This is a genomic window from Streptomyces sp. NRRL S-118 (assembly GCF_000716335.1).
Classification (GTDB): Bacteria; Actinomycetota; Actinomycetes; order Streptomycetales; family Streptomycetaceae; genus Streptomyces.
In genome coordinates, this window is record NZ_KL591023.1 from 52,625 (window position 1) to 67,608 (window position 14,984).

The following is a 14,984-nucleotide window of genomic DNA, read 5'->3' on the forward strand; positions in this document are numbered from 1 at the left end:
GGGGGGCGCTAGGAGCTGTGGGCGCGGAACCAGTCGATGGTGCGCCGCAGCCCTTCCGCGGCGCCCACGCGCGGCTCCCACTGCAGCTTGTCGCGGGCGAGCGTGATGTCCGGGCAGCGCACGGCCGGGTCGTCCGTCGGGCGCTCGATGAAGCGGATCTCGGACGCCGAACCGGTCAGCTCGATGACCAGCCGGGCCAGCTCGAGCATGGTGATCTCGGTCGGGTTGCCGATGTTCACCGGGCCGCGCAGCCCGTGCGCCGCGGCGGCGAGGATGCCGCGGACGGTGTCGTCGACGTAGCACAGCGACCGGGTCTGGTTGCCGTCGCCGGTGACGGTGAGCGGCTCGCCGGCCAGGGCCTGGCGCACGAAGGTGGGGACGGCCCGGCCGTCGTGGCCGCGCATCCGCGGGCCGTAGGTGTTGAACAGCCGCACGATGCCGGTGTCCGTGCCGTGCGCCTCGGCCTGGGCGGTGGTGAGCGCCTCCGAGAACCGCTTGGCCTCGTCGTAGACGCTGCGCGGCCCGACCGGGTTCACGTTGCCCCAGTACCGCTCGTTCTGCGGGTGCTGCTGCGGGTCGCCGTACACCTCGGAGGTGGACGCGAAGAGGAAGCGGGCGCCGGAGCGGTGCGCGAGGGCCAGCGCGTGCCGGGTGCCGAGGCTGCCGGCCTCCAGCGTGTGCAGCGGGAGCCGCAGGTAGTCGGCGGGCGACGCGGGGGAGGCGAAGTGCAGCACCAGGTCGGGGTCGCGCTCGACGGTGAACGGCTCGGAGACGTTCGCCTCCATCACGGTGAAGCCGGGGCGGCCGTGCAGGCCGGCTATGTTCTCCGGCCGGCCGGTGCTGAAGTCGTCGACGCACGTGACGGCCGCGCCCGAGTCCAGCAGCGCGGTGCACAGGTGCGACCCGACGAAGCCTGCGCCGCCGGTGACGACGGCGTGTTCCCAGCTGCGTGAGAAAGCGGTGTTCATCGCATCTCCTCCGTAGGTGTGCGAACCGTCGACGACGGACCGGCTCCCCGCGCCTTGCGACCAGACTCGGCCGAATGGGGTCGCGGGGCGCGGTGGTATGGGCCGTACGAGTGGTTCACGGAGGGTGAGATCAGGCTCCGTAAGCCTGTGACCAGCGGGTTTCAGGGAGCGACGGTCTCCGTGACGAGGAGGTCCGTCAGGGCCGGCAGACCGCCCTCGGCGAGGACGCGGCGCTGCCGGTCGGCCGGGGTGCCCTCCTGGAGCAGCCGGTGGACGAGCGAGGTCACCTCACGGCTGTCGCCGGTCTCGTCCAGGGCGGGTGTCAGGGCGTCGAGCAGCCGGCACAGCACGTCGCCCGCCCTGCGGGACACCCCTTCGGGATCCACCAGCAGGCCGCTCAGCCCGTGCCGTGCCGCGTGCCAGTTGGCCGCCTGGAGCAGCTCGGGCGGGCACTGCGGGACGGGCGCGCCCTCCTTCTCCTCCCGGATGGCCGTGGCGATCATGGCGCGGACGATCCCGGCGAACATCACCGCCGAGTCGGCACGCAGCTGCACGTCCGCGCAGCGCACCTCGATCGTCGGGTAGCGGTCGGAGAGCCGGGCCTGCCAGTACAGCTGACCGGTGTCGGTGATGACCCCGGAGTCCAGCAGCCTGCGGATCCGCGCCTCGTGGTCCCCCGGATCCGCGAACTGCGGCGGCGGCCCGCTCACCGCCCACCGGCCGAAGATCACCGTGCGCCAGCTCGCGAACCCCGTGTCGTGGCCGTCCCACAGGGGAGAGTTGGCCGACATGGCCACCAGCACCGGCAGCCACACCCGGACCCGGTTCATCACGGCGACGCCCATCGCCCGGTCGGGCACCGCCGCGTGCACGTGCATGCCGTTGACCAGCTGCTCGGCGACGAGCTGCGGCGCCTGGGAGCGCATGGCGAGGTAGCGGGCCTTCTCGGTCACCGGTACGGGCACCGCCTCGCGGAACGGCGCGGTGCCGCACGCGGCGATCCGGCAGCCGTTCTTCTCCGCCGCGGTGCCCACCGCGTGGCGCAGCCGCAGCAGGTGCCCGCCGACCTCCTCCAGGTCCGTGCACACCGGGGTGGCGACCTCCACCTGGGCCTGCAGCAGCTCCGACTGGACCTCCTGGTCGTCCAGGATCGGTTCGAGCCCGGCGGCCGCCCGTACCCGTTCCCCGAGCGGGACGGGCAGACAGGTGTCCGGGTCGACCAGCAGATACTCTTCCTCGACCCCGATGGTGATCATGCCGGGCCGGGTACCCGTGCCCTCAGCCGACATAACGCCGCGCCGTCGACTCGCGCTGCGCCTGCGTCAGTGCTCCCAGCCGTTCCTCCACGTCCGGCGGCACCACCCGCCGCTCCCGCAGCACCCACGGCAGCCCCGCGACGGCCTGGCCGAAGGCCCGCAGCGACGCCGTGTCGTGCGGCACGGTGCGGGCCAGGTCCAGCGTTCGGCGCAGCGCGGGCCCGAAGGGGCGGCGCAGCCAGCAGAACCACAGCGTGTTGCGCAGCCCGTGCACCCGCCGCAGCGTCGCGTCACGCGTCGGCGACGGCGCGTGGTGCGCGGTCAGCTCCGCCACGTAGGCCAGCCACCAGCCCCGCGTGGCCAGGTCGGTGGCGAGCAGTTCCTCCTCGCCGCCCAGCCACAGCCGTGGGCTGAAGCCGCCCGCGTCCAGGAACGCGTCCCTGCGGATCACCGTCGCCGCGGCCAGGAACGAGCCCAGCGCCGGGCCGGGGAGCCAGTCGGGCCCCTGGATGGGGGAGTCGCGCAGCTCGGCCACGATCGGGTCCTCCAGGCCGCCCGGCTCCACCAGGATCCGGGCCGTGACCGCCGCCAGCCGCTCGTGCCGGTCCAGCAGGTCCGCGGCGCGCTCCAGCGACCCCGGCTCCCACCAGGAGTCGTCGTCGCAGAAGGCGATGTACGGGGTGCGGGCGCGGCGCACCGCGAGGTTGCGGCCCACGGCGCCGAGGTTGCGGCCGGGGGTGAGCAGGGTGACCCGCGGGTGGCGGCCGCGGACCGCGTCGGCGGTGCCGTCCGTGGAGGCGTTGTCGGTGACGATCACGGGCGGACGCTCCGGCAGCCGGGCCAGCTCGTCGAGGGTGCGCAGGAGCTCCTCACGCCGGTTGTGGGTGATGACGACGACGGTGGTGCGGGGATCGGTCACGCCACTGCTCCTTCGAGTTCGAGGCGGCGGGCCGCGGCCTCCACGGACGCGGGCAGCGGCCTGCGCGCCCGCAGCGCGGCCGGCAGCCGTGCGAGCAGCTCGCGCAGCGCAGCCCGCGCCTCCGGGTCCTGCCGCGCCTCGGCGGCCAGGGTGCCCGTGTGCCGCAGCGCGACGGACAGCGGGCGCCGCAGCCACGCGGTCAGCACGGCGTTGCGCCGCTGCCGCGCCGGCCGCCCGGCCCGTACCCCGCCCGTCGGACGGTGCACCGCCACCACGTCCGGGACGTGGCACACGCCCCAGCCCCGCGCCGCCAGGTCGTACGCCAGGCAGGTCTCCTCACCGCCGAAGAACAGCACCGGGTGGTAGCCGCCCGCCTCCAGGTACGCGGCGCGCCGCGCGACCGCCGCGCAGGCCAGGAAGCCGAGCACCTGGGGCCCGGGCAGATCGGGCGTCCGGCCGAGCGGGGAACGTGCCAGCAGGCCGTTCAGCGGGTCCGGCGCGCCGTCGGCGCCCACGCTGATCCGGGCGGCGATCAGCCCGAGCCGCTCGTGCCGGTCCAGCAGCTCCGCGGCGCGCTCCAGCGACCCCGGCTCCCACCAGGAGTCGTCGTCGCTGAACGCCACGTACGGGGTGCGGGCGCGGCGTACCCCCAGGGTGCGGCCCACGGCGCCGAGGTTGCGACCCGGGGTGAGCAGGGTGACCCGCGGGTGGCGGCCGCGGACCGCGTCGGCGGTGCCGTCCGAGGAGGCGTTGTCGACCACGATCACCGGGGGCCGCTCGGGCAGCTCCGCCAGCCGGTCCAGGGTGCGCAGCAACTGGTCACGCCGGTCACGGGTGATCACGACGACGCTGATGCGGCTCACGGGCGGGACACCTCCGGGTGGTCGGACAGGGCCTTGAGGACGTCGGCCGGCCGGATGCGCAGCAACCGCGGGTCGGGCTCCTGCCCGTGCGGATCCCCGGGCGGGCCGGGAGACCACAGGGCCACGTGCCGCGTGCCCTCGGGCGGCCCCCACCACCGGGGAGGCACCGGGCCGAAGAGGGTCACGGAAGGGGTCCCGTACGCCACGGCCAGATGGGCGATGCCGGTGTCACCGCTGACCACGGCCGCGGCGCCCGCGACGAGCGCGGCGAGCGGCTCGTACGGCAGCCCGCCGGCGTGGACGCCGAGCCGCGGGTGCCGGGCCGCGCCGGCGATCCGGCCCAGCAGGGCGTCCTCGCCGGGGCCGCCGGTCAGGGCCACCCGGTGGCCGCGGCCCAGCAGCTCGCGCACGACCGCCGCGTACCGGTCGGCGGGCCAGCGGCGGGCGGGGGAGTTCGCACCGGGGTGGACGACGACCGCGCCCGGCGCGGGGGAGGGGGCCGCGGGCGGCGGCAGCCGCAGGTCGCCCGGGTCGGCCGGGATGCCGTACCACTCCAGCAGGCGGCACCAGCGGGCGCGCTCGTGCTCGTCCGCCGTCCACTCGGGTCCGGCGATCTCGGGCGTCCCGGGGTGGGCGAACGCCAGCAGCCGCCCGGGGCGCGTCCGCTGCAGCAGCCGGTGGCTGGACGGCCCCTTGCCGTGCAGGTCGACGGCCACCTCCGGCGGTGGCCCGGTCCAGGCGAGGCGGACCGGTACGGCCCTGCCGGGCGCCGACGCGGGCAGCAGCCGGTCGACCGCCCCCGACGCGGCGGCGGGGGCGGCCAGTTCCGCGGGCGCGGCGAGCACCGTCTCGTGCCCCGGGAACGCGCGGCGCAGCGCCCGCAGAGCGGGCACGCCCGCCAGCAGATCGCCGAGTCCGAGCGCCCGGAGCACGAGCACCCGGGGCTTCACGCGGCGGCCCCGGGCCGGGTCCGCACCGTCCTGGCTGCCGCCGGGCGACGCGCGGCACGCACGCTCGCCGTGGTGCCGCCGGTCGCCCATGGCCTCTCTGTGCGGCGAAGGCCCCGTCCCCGGCCCGGGTCGTGTCCGCAACGTCCGGTCCGCCCGGCGACGCCCGGCAGACGCGCCCGCCGCGTTGCCGTCGCCCGCCGCCGCTCCGCCGTGCGGCCGCGCGCACCGGACGCCGCCGGCTCCGCCCCGCGGGCGGACGACACTCCTTCGCGGACACTCCCCGGTGACGGCACGCACCGGACTCCGCCGGCCCCGACCCGTGAGCAAGCGGCGCTCCTTCGCGCGCACATCCCGGGGCGGTGGCCCCGGCTCGCGGCTCCCGGACTCATGCGTCCGCCTCCAGCAACTTCTCCACGGCGGCCACCACGTCCTCGGCCGTCACCTCGTTCAGGCACGGGTGCCCGGGCACGGGGCACTCCCGCGCCCTGCTGTCCGCGCACGGCGCCCGCTGGTCGCCCAGCAGCACGTGCGGCACGCCGTACGGGCCCCAGCGCTCCGCGGGCACCACCGGCGAGAAGAGCGAGACGACCGGCGTACCGACGGCCGCCGCCAGGTGCGCCGGCCCGGTGTTGCCGGTGACCACCGCGCCCGCCGCCGCCAGCACCGCCGCGAGCTGCGACGGCTGCGTCCGGCCGCCGAGGTCCACGGCGTGCCGGCCCGCGACCGTCCCGGTCAGCTCCCGCTCCCCGGGGCCGCCGGTGACGATCACGCGGTGCCCGGCGGCCGCCAGCAGCCGTACCGCGTGGGCGCACCGGGCGGGACTCCACCGGCGGGCGGCGACGCTCGCGCCCGGGTGCACCACCACGTACGGCCCCGGCCCGGTCAGCTCCGGCGCGCCGCCCGCCGCGTACCGCACCCGCAGCCGCCCGTCGTCGCCCGGCGGCCGCGGGAAGCCCGCCGCCTCCGCCAGGTCCAGCGCCGCCTCGGCCTCATGGGCGTGCGGGGCCCGCCGGTGCCGTACGTCCAGCAGGGAACCGGGGAAGTCGACGCTGTCGGCCGCGAGACGCCGCACCCCCGCCATGCGCAGCAGCAGCGCGGCCGGCAGCGGGCTCTGGTGGAACGACGTCAGGATCAGCGCGGTGTCGACGCCGGCCGCGGCGATCCGGTTCACCACGCGGTCGATGTCCGGGCGGACCGCCGGTGGCGGGTCGAAGCCCACCCACGGCGCGTCCCACATCAGCACCTCGTCCACGCCCGGGAGCATCCGCGCGGCGGGTGCGCCCCGCGGACCGCACAGCATCGCCACCCGGTCGGCCCGGTGCGCGACCGCCCGCACCGCCGGCCCGGCCAGCACCACGTCACCGAAGCTGTCCAGCCGGACGACCAGCGCTCTCATGACCGCCTCCTCGCACCGCCCGGGCCGGTCGTGCCGCCGGTGCCGGCGGGGCTGCCGCCCGGGCCCTCCCTGTCGTCCACGCGGTCTCCACCGGGCGGCGCACCGCCCGGTCGGCGGTCCAGCACGAGGCGCACCGCGCCGAGCAGGTCCGGGCACACGCAGGGCGCGGCCGCCACCTCCCCGGGCAGCGTCCGCGCCGTCGGCACCAGCACCCCCGCGGCACCCGCCGCCCGCGCCGCCTCCATGTCCGCGCCGATGTCGCCGATCACCACGCACGCGTCGGGCGCCACACCCAGCCGCCGGGCCGCTTCGAGCACCAGGCCGGGCGCCGGCTTGCGGCACCCGCAGCGGTCCTCCGGCACGTGCGGGCAGTGCACCCAGGTGTCCAGCGGGCCGAGCAGCGCGTCGATCCGCGCGTTCACGTCCCGTACGGCGGCCTCGGTCAGCAGCCCGCGGCCGATGCCCGACTGGTTGGACACCACCCCGGCCGGAATCCCGTGCGCCCGCAGCAGCCGCAGTGCCTCCCGCGCTCCCGGCATCGGCCGCACCCGCTCCGGATCGCCGTTGTACGGGACGTCCACCACGAGCGTGTCGTCCCGGTCGAAGAGCACGGCCGCCGGCGGGGACACCGGGCGGTTCACAGCGTGCCGTCCCAGCTCCCGGCCCCCCGGTGGCGCAGCTCGCCGCCCAGCCGGTGCCAGGTCGCGACCGCGGGGACGATCGCGCTGGTCACGGTCATCGTCAGGATCTCGTCCAGCGTGCGCGGCCCCGGCGCGATGCGGGCCCGCGCGAACTCCGCCGTCCCCAGCACCCAGCCCGCTCCGGCCAGCGCCGCCGCCCCGCGGCGCCCGGCCGCCGCGAGGACCAGCGCGCCGAGCCCCGCCGCGGTGATCGCCGCGTGCCGGCGGATCCGCCCGCGGGGCGCCGACGCCCGCTCCCACCAGTCCCGCCCGTGCAGCCGGGCCATGAGCGCGTCGTCGGCGTTGCCCTTCTGGACCCGCACCGACACCCACCGGTCGGCGGGTCGCACGGGGTGCTCCGTGCGCCGCTCGCCGCGGCGGATCAGCCAGCCCGCGTCGATGATCCGCAGCGCCAGGTCCGCGTCCTCGCGGAAGGCGCGCGGGAACCGCTCGTCGAAGCCGCCGACGGCCTTGAGCACCTCGGTGCGGTACGCCATGTCGGCGGTCGCCCACTGCGCGTCGCGCAGGCCCGCGGTGTTGCGCTCCCAGTCGGTGGGGCGGCGGTCGGCGGGCAGCGGCACCTCCAGGACGCCCTGCACGCCACCCGTGTCGGGGGACGCCTCCGCGAGGTCGCGGGCGAGTTGCTCGCGCCAGTACGCGCTCACCCGGACGTCGTCGTCGAGCATGACCGTCCAGGGCTCGTCCACCACCCGCACCCCGGTGTTGCGCGCGGCGGCGGGACCGCGCCCGCCGCTGCGCAGCACGACGGTACGGTCGGCGAGCGGTCCCAGCGTGCCGACCGGCAGCTCCGGACCCGGCGGGCCGGGCCGGTCGTCGACGAGCACGATCCGGCTCGGTTCGGGCCCCTCGCTGGCGGCCAGCGCGGCGAGGCAGATGGCGAGGCAGGGCCGCCCGACGGTGGGGACGACCACGGCGTACGAGGCGAGCGGGGGGATCATGCGTCAGCGCCTCCAGTTCCGGGAGATGGGCTCCGCAACGGTGCGCGGAATGTCCACCTTTCCTCACTTTAAGCACACCTGCGCGGGTCCGCAGGGCTCGCCTCAGCCGCTCAGGTACCGCTCCATCCAGTCCGCGGCCGTGCGCCGGAACAACCGCCGGCTGTCCGCCCTGCGGAACTGGTGACCCTCCTCGCGCAGCACCATCAGCTCCGCGGTCAGCCCCCGCTCCCGCGCGGCCCGCACGAACTGCTCCGACTCGCCCGGCGGCACGTTGGTGTCGTGCTCCCCGTGCACCGCCAGCACCGGCACGCGCAGGGCGTCGATGCGGTTCATGGGGGACAGCGACCGCAGCAGCTCCCGGTCGCGCTCGGGGTGGCCGTACTTGTGCGCCGCCGACTCCGCGAGCCACGGCTCCGTCCCGGCGAAGAAGGTCGCGAAGTCGGACATGCCGCACACCGCGACGCCCGTGCGGAACAGCTCCGGGTGCCACACCAGCGACGCCAGCGTCAGATAGCCGCCGTACGACCAGCCCATGACGGCCAGCCGCCGCGGGTCGGCGCGCCCCGACAGCACCGCGTGCGCCGCGCAGGCCGCGACGTCCTCGATCGCCTCGAACCGGCCCGTACCGAGGTCCGCGTCGACGAACGAGCGCCCGTAGCCGGAGGAGCCGCGCACGTCCGGCGCGAAGACGTCCAGGCCGCGGCCCAGCAGCTCGTGGTAGAGCGGCTCGAACGCCGGCCGCTCCTGCTCCTCGGGACCGCCGTGCAGGTGCAGCACGCACGGCGCGGGCTCCGCGGCGCCCCGCCCGGGTGCGCGGTAGTACCAGCCGCCCAGCTGCAGCCCGTCCCGCGCGACCACCCGCTCCGGCACCGGGCGCACGGGCGGCCGCCCCGGCGGGACGGCGTCCTCGTCCCGGGACGACCACGGCGTGCGCACCGGCGGGCCGCCCGCGGCGGACCACCACACACCGGGCCGCCGCTGCGAGCCGGAGAGCGCGAGCACCATCCCGGCGGGCCCGCCGCGGGTGATCCGGGTGACCACCTCGTGCGGCAGCTCCACGGGCCGCGGCTCCCCGCCCGCCTCCAGGTCCAGCGCCTCGAGTTCGCTCGCGCCGCGCACGTTCCACGCCAGCGCCGCCGTGCGGCCGTCCGCCAGGAAGGCCAGCAGCTCCAGGTCGCGGTCCGGCCGCTCGGCGACGACCGAGAGGTCCTTCTGCTCGCCGCCCGCGTCCAGGCCGACCGCGAGCAGCGCGGCGAATTCGCGCTCGTGGTCGCTGCGCAGCCACACCGTGCGCCCGTCCGCCGAGAACCGCCCGATCCACGGGTCGGCGTCGGCCACCCGCAGCACACAGCCCGGCCGCAGGTCGTACGTGCGCAGCACCACCGCCTCGCGGCGGCCGCGCGGCCCCCGGCGCAGCAGCGCGAGCCGCCCGTCGGCGCTGAGGTCGCACACCCGCAGCGTCGCCGCTCCCGTCTCGGTGGCCAGCAGCACCGGCGAGCCCGGCGCGTCGGGGTCGACCAGGTACGCGGACAGCCGGTCCCGGGTGCCGCGCCGGTGCCCCACGTCGCCGAGCGCCGCGCCGCCCAGCAGCGTGGCGTGCCCGTCCCGCTCCGCCCAGCCGTCGGGCAGGCCGGCCAGTCCGGGCTCCGGGTCGCGGTAGGAGGACGGCGGCTCGGCGACGGTCACCGCCACGGCGGAACCGTCCCGGGCCCAGCAGCCCAGGTACGCCGAGCTGCCCGCTTCGGCGCCCGCGACCACCCGGCGCCCACTGCCGTCCGGGCGCACGCACAGCACCCTGCTGTGCTCACCGCCGCCCGGATTGACGGTGTAGGCGATCCAGCGGCCGTCCGGCGACCAGGCCACCTCCGTCACGGGCTCCGGATCCGCGTCCAGCAGGTGCACCTCCGCGCCCCCGGCCGCGGGCCCCGTCCACAGCTGCGGCACGCCGCCGCGGTCGCAGATGAACGCCACCTGCTCCCCGGTCGGGTCCGCCGACGGGTACCAGCACCCGTGGGAGACCAGCGGCTGGGGCGTGTCCAGCGGCCCCGCCGCGCCGGCGAGCGCGACGGGGACGGGGCCGGCGGCGGCCGAGGCCGCGTCGATGGTCAGCTGATGCCGTGCGTCTGCAGCCATAGCTCCAGCAGTGCCACTTGCCACAGGGTGTTCGCCCCCCGGTTCGTACGGTGGCCGTCGGGGTCGGAGAGCAGCCCGGCCACGTACTCCTCCCGGAAGATGCCGCGCGCCCGGGCCTCCGGCGCCGTCAGCGCCTGACGGACCCGCTCGAACACCGGGCCCGCCATGTGCATGATGGCCGGGACGGGGAAGTACCCCTTGGTCCGGTCCACCACCTCCACCGGCAGGAGTCTGCGCCCCGCGTCCTTCAGGACGCCCTTGCCGCCCTGGGCCAGCTTCAGCTCCGGCGGGCAGGCGGCCGCCAGCTCGACCAGCTCGTGGTCGAGGAACGGCACCCGCGCCTCCAGGCCCCAGTCCATCGTCATGTTGTCGAGCCGCTTGACCGGGTCGTCGACCATCATCACGTGCGTGTCGAGCCGCAGCGCCGCGTCCAGTGCGGTCTCGGCGCCGGGCACGGCCATGTGCTCGTGCACGAAGCGGCGCGAGACGTCCTGGGCCGGCAGCACATCGGGGTGCAGCATCCGCGCCAGGTCGGCGTGGGACCGGTCGAAGTACACGTCGGCGTACGTCTCCGGCTCCTGCTCCCGCGGGACGGCGGCCATGGCCGGGTACCAGCGGTACCCGGCGAACACCTCGTCGGCGCCCTGACCGCACTGGACGACGCTGACCTCCTTGGACACCTGCTCGGACAGCAGGTGGAAGGCGACCGCGTCATGGCTGATCTGCGGCTCGCTCATGGCCGCGACCGCCGCGTCCAGCGCCGTCGACACCCGGTCGGACGGCACCATCAGCTGGTGGTGCTCGGTGGCGAAGTGCCGCGCGACGAGGTCGGAGTACACGAACTCGTCGCCCTCCTCGCCGCCCTCCGTCTCGAACCCGACGCTGAACGTCGCCAGGTCCCGCTGTCCCTGTTCGGCGAGCAGCGCCACGATCAGCGACGAGTCCAGGCCGCCGGAGAGCAGCACGCCCACCGGTACGTCGGCGACCATCCGGCGTCGCACAGCGGTCCGCAGGGCGTCCAGCACGGCGTCGCGCCAGTCGGCGGCGTCCATGCCCGCGTGCTCGGGCCGGCGGGTGTACGACGGCTGCCAGTAGCAGTGGTCGCGGTACGTGCCGTCCGGCTCCAGCACCCGCACCGTGGCCGGGGGCAGCTTGCGCACCCCGGCGAGCACCGTGCGGGGCGTCGCGACCGTCGCGGACCAGCTCAGGTACTGGTGCAGCGCGACGGGGTCGAGCGAGGTGTCGATGCCGCCGCCGGCCAGCAGGGCGGGCAGCGTGGAGGCGAAGCGCAGGTGGCCGGTTCCGTGCGCCAGGTACAGCGGCTTGATGCCCAGCCGGTCGCGGGCGAGGACCACCCGGCCCGTGTCGTTCTCGACGATGACGAGGACGAACATCCCGATGAAGTGGTCGACGCACCGGACGCCCCACTCGCGGTAGGCCTTCAGTACCACCTCGGTGTCCGACGTGGAGAAGAACCGGTGCCCGAGGCCGCGCAGTTCCTCCCGCAGCTCCTGGTAGTTGTAGATGCACCCGTTGAACACGCCGGTCAGCCGGGCCTCGCTGTCGGTCATCGGCTGGGCGCCGAGCTCCGACAGGTCGATGATCTTCAACCGGCGGTGGCCGAGGGCGACGGGCCCCTGGGACCAGACCCCGTGGCCGTCGGGCCCACGGGGCGCCAGCCGATCGGTCATGCGTTCGACGGCCGCGAGGTCCGGCCGCCGGTCGTCGAAGCGGATCTCACCGCTCAGACCGCACATGCGGCACCCCCCTTCCGGGCCGCCGCGCCCGGTATACCGGCCGTATCCGGCGCCTCGGCCCCCTCCTCGACCGTTGGGGATGTGGAAGTGCTATATGTCACGACTTACTCCTTCACGACGGTGCCCCCCGGGTTCCCCGTTGATCGCGGAGTAAGCCCGCGCCCTGCGGCCCCGCCCCCGGCCCGCGCGGCCGCGGACCGCACGGCCGGCCCCATGACCAGGCCCGATGCGAGGAACAGCCCGCCCAGCACCAGCCAGCCGGTGGCTCCCCAGCCGATCACCAGCGTCGTCAGCACCACCGGGCCGAGAGCCGCCGCCCGCTCCGCCTGGGCTATTGCGCACAGCGGCCGGCCCGGTGCGGGCGGTCGGCCCCCGGTGCCCTGCCGGTCGGGCCGGAGAACGGCATGACCGGCGGGACACCCCCTAGGGTGGTCCCGTGGCGAGTCTCGACGTGATGCACGACCTGATCGACTACCCGATGTACATCGTGACGGCCGCGGCGGACGGCGACCGCGCGGGCTGCCTGGTGGGCTTCGCCTCACCGTGCTCCATCCGCCCGCCCCGCTTCGCCGTGTGGCTGTCCACCGCGAACCGCACGTTCCGGGTGGCCTCCCGCGCCACCCACCTCGCGGTCCACCTCGTCTCCCGCGACACCCTCGCCCTGGCCGAGCTGTTCGGGGGCGAGACGGGTGACGAGACCGACAAGTTCCAGCATGTCGCCTGGGAACCGCGCACCGGCGGCGCGCCCGTGCTCCGCGACGCCGCGGCCTGGTTCGTCGGCCGGGTGCACCACCGGGACGACGGGGGAGACCATGTGCTCTTCCTCCTCGACCCGGTCGAGGAGTCCCCGCCCGCGCCGGAGCCGCACCCCCGCATCGTCATGTTCCACGACGTCGCCCGGCTGGACCCGGGCCACCCGGCCTGACCGCCACCGGGCCGCAGGCACCACCCGGCGGTGCCCCGCCCCCGCTGCGGAGGACGGGGCACCGTCATGGCCCCCGCCGGTGCTCCCCCCGGCCCGACGGGTCCCCCGAGGTGCCGGCCACGACCTTACGGCCGCCGGCGCGGCAGGCCATCCCACGCCGGGTTGAAGTACCCGCCCACCGCACGCGGTAGCCGGGGCGGCGCCTGCAACCACCGTCGTAGGGCGAGCGGCTGACGCAGCGCCGTACGCCCCGCGTTACGCTGCCGCGATGCCGATCCGCCCTCCTGTCGCCGACGTACTGATCGCGGTGGCGCCGACCACCGTGGCCGTGCTCCTCGCGCAGGAGGCCGCACGCGAGGGCTGGCCCCCGCTCGACCCGGCCGGCTACCTGCTCGTGGCGCTGGTCAACCTGCCGGTCGTGTTCCGCAGCAGGGCGCCCGTCGCCGTCTGCCTCGTCGTCCTGGCGCTGTGGACCGTGTACGTCTCCGCCGGTTACTGGCCCGTCGTGAACTCCTTCGCCCCCATGCTGGCCGTGCACACCGTCGCGTCCCTGCGCCCCCTCCGTACCGCCGTCACCTGCGCGGCGCTGATGAGCGCCGTGTGGATCCACGCCGGTGCCATCACCGACGGCTCCCACATGCCGTCCGTCGTCGGCCAGGCCCTCGGCTTCTCCGCGGTGCTGCTCCGCTTCGGCCACGTGGCCGGGCGCTCCGCCGAACTCGCCCGCCGGCTGCGGGAGGAACAGGAGGAGCGGGCCCGCCGCGAGGTCGCCGAGGAACGCGGCCGCATCGCGCGCGAGCTCCACGACGTGGTGGCCCACCACATGTCGGTGATCTCCGTACAGGTGGGGCTCGCCCGCTTCGTCTTCGACTCCGACCCCGGCACGGCCCGCGCCGCGCTGGGCACCATCGCCGACACCAGCACGGAGGCGCTGGAGGAGCTGCGGCGCGTGCTGAAGGTGCTGCGCACCGACGGGGACGGCGGCCCCGTGGCCCCCATGCCCGGGATCGCCCGGCTGGGGGAGATGGCCGAGCGGGTCCGTGCCGGGGGAGTCCCCGTCGACCTGTGCGTCGAGGGCACGCCACGCCCCCTCCCGCCCGGCGTCGACCTGTGCGTGTACCGGGTCGTGCAGGAGGCCCTGACGAACGTCCTCAAGCACGCGCCGGGAGCGAACGCCCGGGTGGAACTGCGGTACCGGGAGCGCCACGTCGATGTGGCGATCACCGATGACGGCAAGGGGGTGATTCAGGACAGAGTGCGGAACGGCGGCGGCCATGGGTTGATCGGCATGCGGGAGCGGGCCAAGCTGTACGGCGGGACGATCACCGTCGGCCCGCGGAGCGAGGGGGGATTCGCCGTCGGGCTGACCCTGCCGACCTCCTCCCACACCGCCCGGCAGAAGGACGCCACGACGGAATGACCAGGGTGCTCGTCGTCGACGACCAGTTCCTCATCCGGGCGGGCCTGGTGGGGCTGTTGCGCGCGGCGCCCGGGATCGAGGTCGTCGGCGAGGCCGCCGACGGCGAGGAGGCCGTGGCCCTGGTGGCGCGGGCCCGCCCCGACGTGGTGCTGATGGACATCCGGATGCCCGGCATGGGCGGCATCGAGGCCACCGAGCGGATCCTCGCCGAGGCGCAGGACCCCGCGCCCCGGATCCTCGTCCTGACCACCTTCGACCTCGACGAGTACGTGTACGGGGCACTGCGGGCGGGCGCCTCCGGCTTCCTGCTGAAGGACTCGGGCCCCGAGCGGCTGCTCGCGGCCGTCGCGGCGGTCGGCGGCGGCGACGCGCTGTTCGCGCCCAGCGTCACCCGGAGGCTGGTGGAGGCGTACGCCCGGCAGGCCGCGGGCACGCCCGCCGCGGCGCCCCCGGACCTCGCGGCCCTGACCGGCCGGGAGACCGAGGTGCTGCGGCTCACCGCCCGCGGGCTGAGCAACGCGGAGATCGCCGGAGAGCTGTTCATCAGCGAGGCGACCGTCAAGACCCACCTGCACCGCGCCATGGGCAAGCTCGGCCTGGACAGCCGGGCCCAGGCGGTCGTCGTGGCGTACGAATCGGGCCTCGTCACCCCGGGCACCCACGGCGCCTGAGCCCGCGGGCCCTCGCCGGGCAGGGCCACCGCGGCCTGCGCGCCCCGCCGGATCCCCGGCGCTCGCGGCGGCGGCGACGGCGGCGGC

14 protein-coding genes are annotated in these 14,984 nt (G+C 76.1%); 3 read left to right on the forward strand and 11 right to left on the reverse strand.

Annotated features, from left to right (window positions below; translation table 11 throughout):
- Positions 1–8: 8 nt before the first annotated feature.
- The 11 genes from IH00_RS0129385 to IH00_RS43480 all read right to left on the reverse strand — a co-directional run bounded on the left by IH00_RS0129385 (position 9) and on the right by IH00_RS43480 (position 12,180).
- A complete protein-coding gene (locus tag IH00_RS0129385; RefSeq protein ID WP_031078880.1) occupies positions 9–968 on the reverse strand; it encodes a UDP-glucuronic acid decarboxylase family protein in 960 nt (319 codons plus the stop codon).
- A 161-nt stretch (positions 969–1,129) separates the two neighbouring features.
- Positions 1,130–2,224, reverse strand: coding sequence for a carboxylate-amine ligase (locus IH00_RS0129390; RefSeq protein WP_031078882.1), 1,095 nt, complete (start codon positions 2,222–2,224; stop codon positions 1,130–1,132).
- Between the two features lie 22 nt (positions 2,225–2,246).
- Positions 2,247–3,143 carry a glycosyltransferase family 2 protein gene (locus tag IH00_RS0129395; RefSeq protein WP_031078883.1) on the reverse strand — a complete coding sequence of 299 codons (897 nt, stop codon included), beginning with the start codon at positions 3,141–3,143 and terminating at the stop codon, positions 2,247–2,249.
- Positions 3,140–4,006, reverse strand: coding sequence for a glycosyltransferase family 2 protein (locus IH00_RS0129400; protein ID WP_031078885.1), 867 nt, complete (start codon positions 4,004–4,006; stop codon positions 3,140–3,142). Before IH00_RS0129400 ends, IH00_RS0129395 begins: the two co-directional genes overlap by 4 nt.
- The gene (locus IH00_RS0129405; protein ID WP_158827969.1) at positions 4,003–5,046 is read right to left on the reverse strand and encodes a glycosyltransferase family 9 protein; all 1,044 of its coding nucleotides are present in this window, start codon (positions 5,044–5,046) and stop codon (positions 4,003–4,005) included. The genes IH00_RS0129400 and IH00_RS0129405 overlap by 4 nt, the downstream gene beginning before the upstream one ends.
- 295 nt (positions 5,047–5,341) lie before the next feature.
- On the reverse strand, positions 5,342–6,352 hold the full coding sequence (locus IH00_RS0129410; RefSeq protein ID WP_031078889.1) for a glycosyltransferase family 9 protein: 1,011 nt from the start codon (positions 6,350–6,352) through the stop codon (positions 5,342–5,344).
- Positions 6,349–6,993 (reverse strand): D-glycero-alpha-D-manno-heptose-1,7-bisphosphate 7-phosphatase, encoded by a 645-nt coding sequence (locus IH00_RS0129415; protein ID WP_234334995.1) that lies wholly within the window; start codon positions 6,991–6,993, stop codon positions 6,349–6,351. Before IH00_RS0129415 ends, IH00_RS0129410 begins: the two co-directional genes overlap by 4 nt.
- Positions 6,990–7,991, reverse strand: coding sequence for a glycosyltransferase (locus tag IH00_RS0129420; protein WP_031078892.1), 1,002 nt, complete (start codon positions 7,989–7,991; stop codon positions 6,990–6,992). Before IH00_RS0129420 ends, IH00_RS0129415 begins: the two co-directional genes overlap by 4 nt.
- A gap of 102 nt (positions 7,992–8,093) precedes the next feature.
- Entirely contained in the window at positions 8,094–10,124 is a 2,031-nt protein-coding gene (locus IH00_RS0129425) for a S9 family peptidase (RefSeq protein WP_031078893.1), read from the reverse strand.
- On the reverse strand, positions 10,097–11,881 hold the full coding sequence (locus IH00_RS0129430) for an N-acetylglutaminylglutamine amidotransferase (protein WP_031078895.1): 1,785 nt from the start codon (positions 11,879–11,881) through the stop codon (positions 10,097–10,099). The genes IH00_RS0129425 and IH00_RS0129430 overlap by 28 nt, the downstream gene beginning before the upstream one ends.
- Before the next feature lie 104 nt (positions 11,882–11,985).
- Entirely contained in the window at positions 11,986–12,180 is a 195-nt protein-coding gene (locus tag IH00_RS43480; RefSeq protein ID WP_031078896.1) for a hypothetical protein, read from the reverse strand.
- Positions 12,181–12,317: 137 nt separating this feature from the next.
- On the opposite strand from IH00_RS43480, the gene IH00_RS0129440 reads away from it, so the two are divergent.
- The 3 genes from IH00_RS0129440 (at position 12,318) to IH00_RS0129450 (ending at position 14,897) form a co-directional block, all read left to right on the forward strand.
- Positions 12,318–12,806, forward strand: a complete 489-nt coding sequence (locus IH00_RS0129440; RefSeq protein ID WP_031078898.1) for a flavin reductase family protein — start codon at positions 12,318–12,320, stop codon at positions 12,804–12,806.
- A gap of 268 nt (positions 12,807–13,074) precedes the next feature.
- The gene (locus IH00_RS0129445; protein ID WP_031078899.1) at positions 13,075–14,226 is read left to right on the forward strand and encodes a histidine kinase; all 1,152 of its coding nucleotides are present in this window, start codon (positions 13,075–13,077) and stop codon (positions 14,224–14,226) included.
- Positions 14,223–14,897, forward strand: coding sequence for a response regulator transcription factor (locus tag IH00_RS0129450; RefSeq protein ID WP_031078900.1), 675 nt, complete (start codon positions 14,223–14,225; stop codon positions 14,895–14,897). The genes IH00_RS0129445 and IH00_RS0129450 overlap by 4 nt, the downstream gene beginning before the upstream one ends.
- Positions 14,898–14,984 lie beyond the last annotated feature (87 nt).

Coding starts and splice junctions, on each gene's coding strand:
- IH00_RS0129410 (WP_031078889.1), bottom strand. CDS start 6,352: ATGAGAGCGCTGGTCGTCCGGCTGGACAGCTTCGGTGACGTGGTGCTG.
- IH00_RS0129430 (WP_031078895.1), bottom strand. CDS start 11,881: ATGTGCGGTCTGAGCGGTGAGATCCGCTTCGACGACCGGCGGCCGGAC.
- IH00_RS0129385 (WP_031078880.1), bottom strand. CDS start 968: ATGAACACCGCTTTCTCACGCAGCTGGGAACACGCCGTCGTCACCGGC.
- IH00_RS0129445 (WP_031078899.1), top strand. CDS start 13,075: ATGCCGATCCGCCCTCCTGTCGCCGACGTACTGATCGCGGTGGCGCCG.
- IH00_RS0129420 (WP_031078892.1), bottom strand. CDS start 7,991: ATGATCCCCCCGCTCGCCTCGTACGCCGTGGTCGTCCCCACCGTCGGG.
- IH00_RS0129390 (WP_031078882.1), bottom strand. CDS start 2,224: ATGATCACCATCGGGGTCGAGGAAGAGTATCTGCTGGTCGACCCGGAC.
- IH00_RS0129425 (WP_031078893.1), bottom strand. CDS start 10,124: ATGGCTGCAGACGCACGGCATCAGCTGACCATCGACGCGGCCTCGGCC.
- IH00_RS0129450 (WP_031078900.1), top strand. CDS start 14,223: ATGACCAGGGTGCTCGTCGTCGACGACCAGTTCCTCATCCGGGCGGGC.
- IH00_RS0129405 (WP_158827969.1), bottom strand. CDS start 5,046: ATGGGCGACCGGCGGCACCACGGCGAGCGTGCGTGCCGCGCGTCGCCC.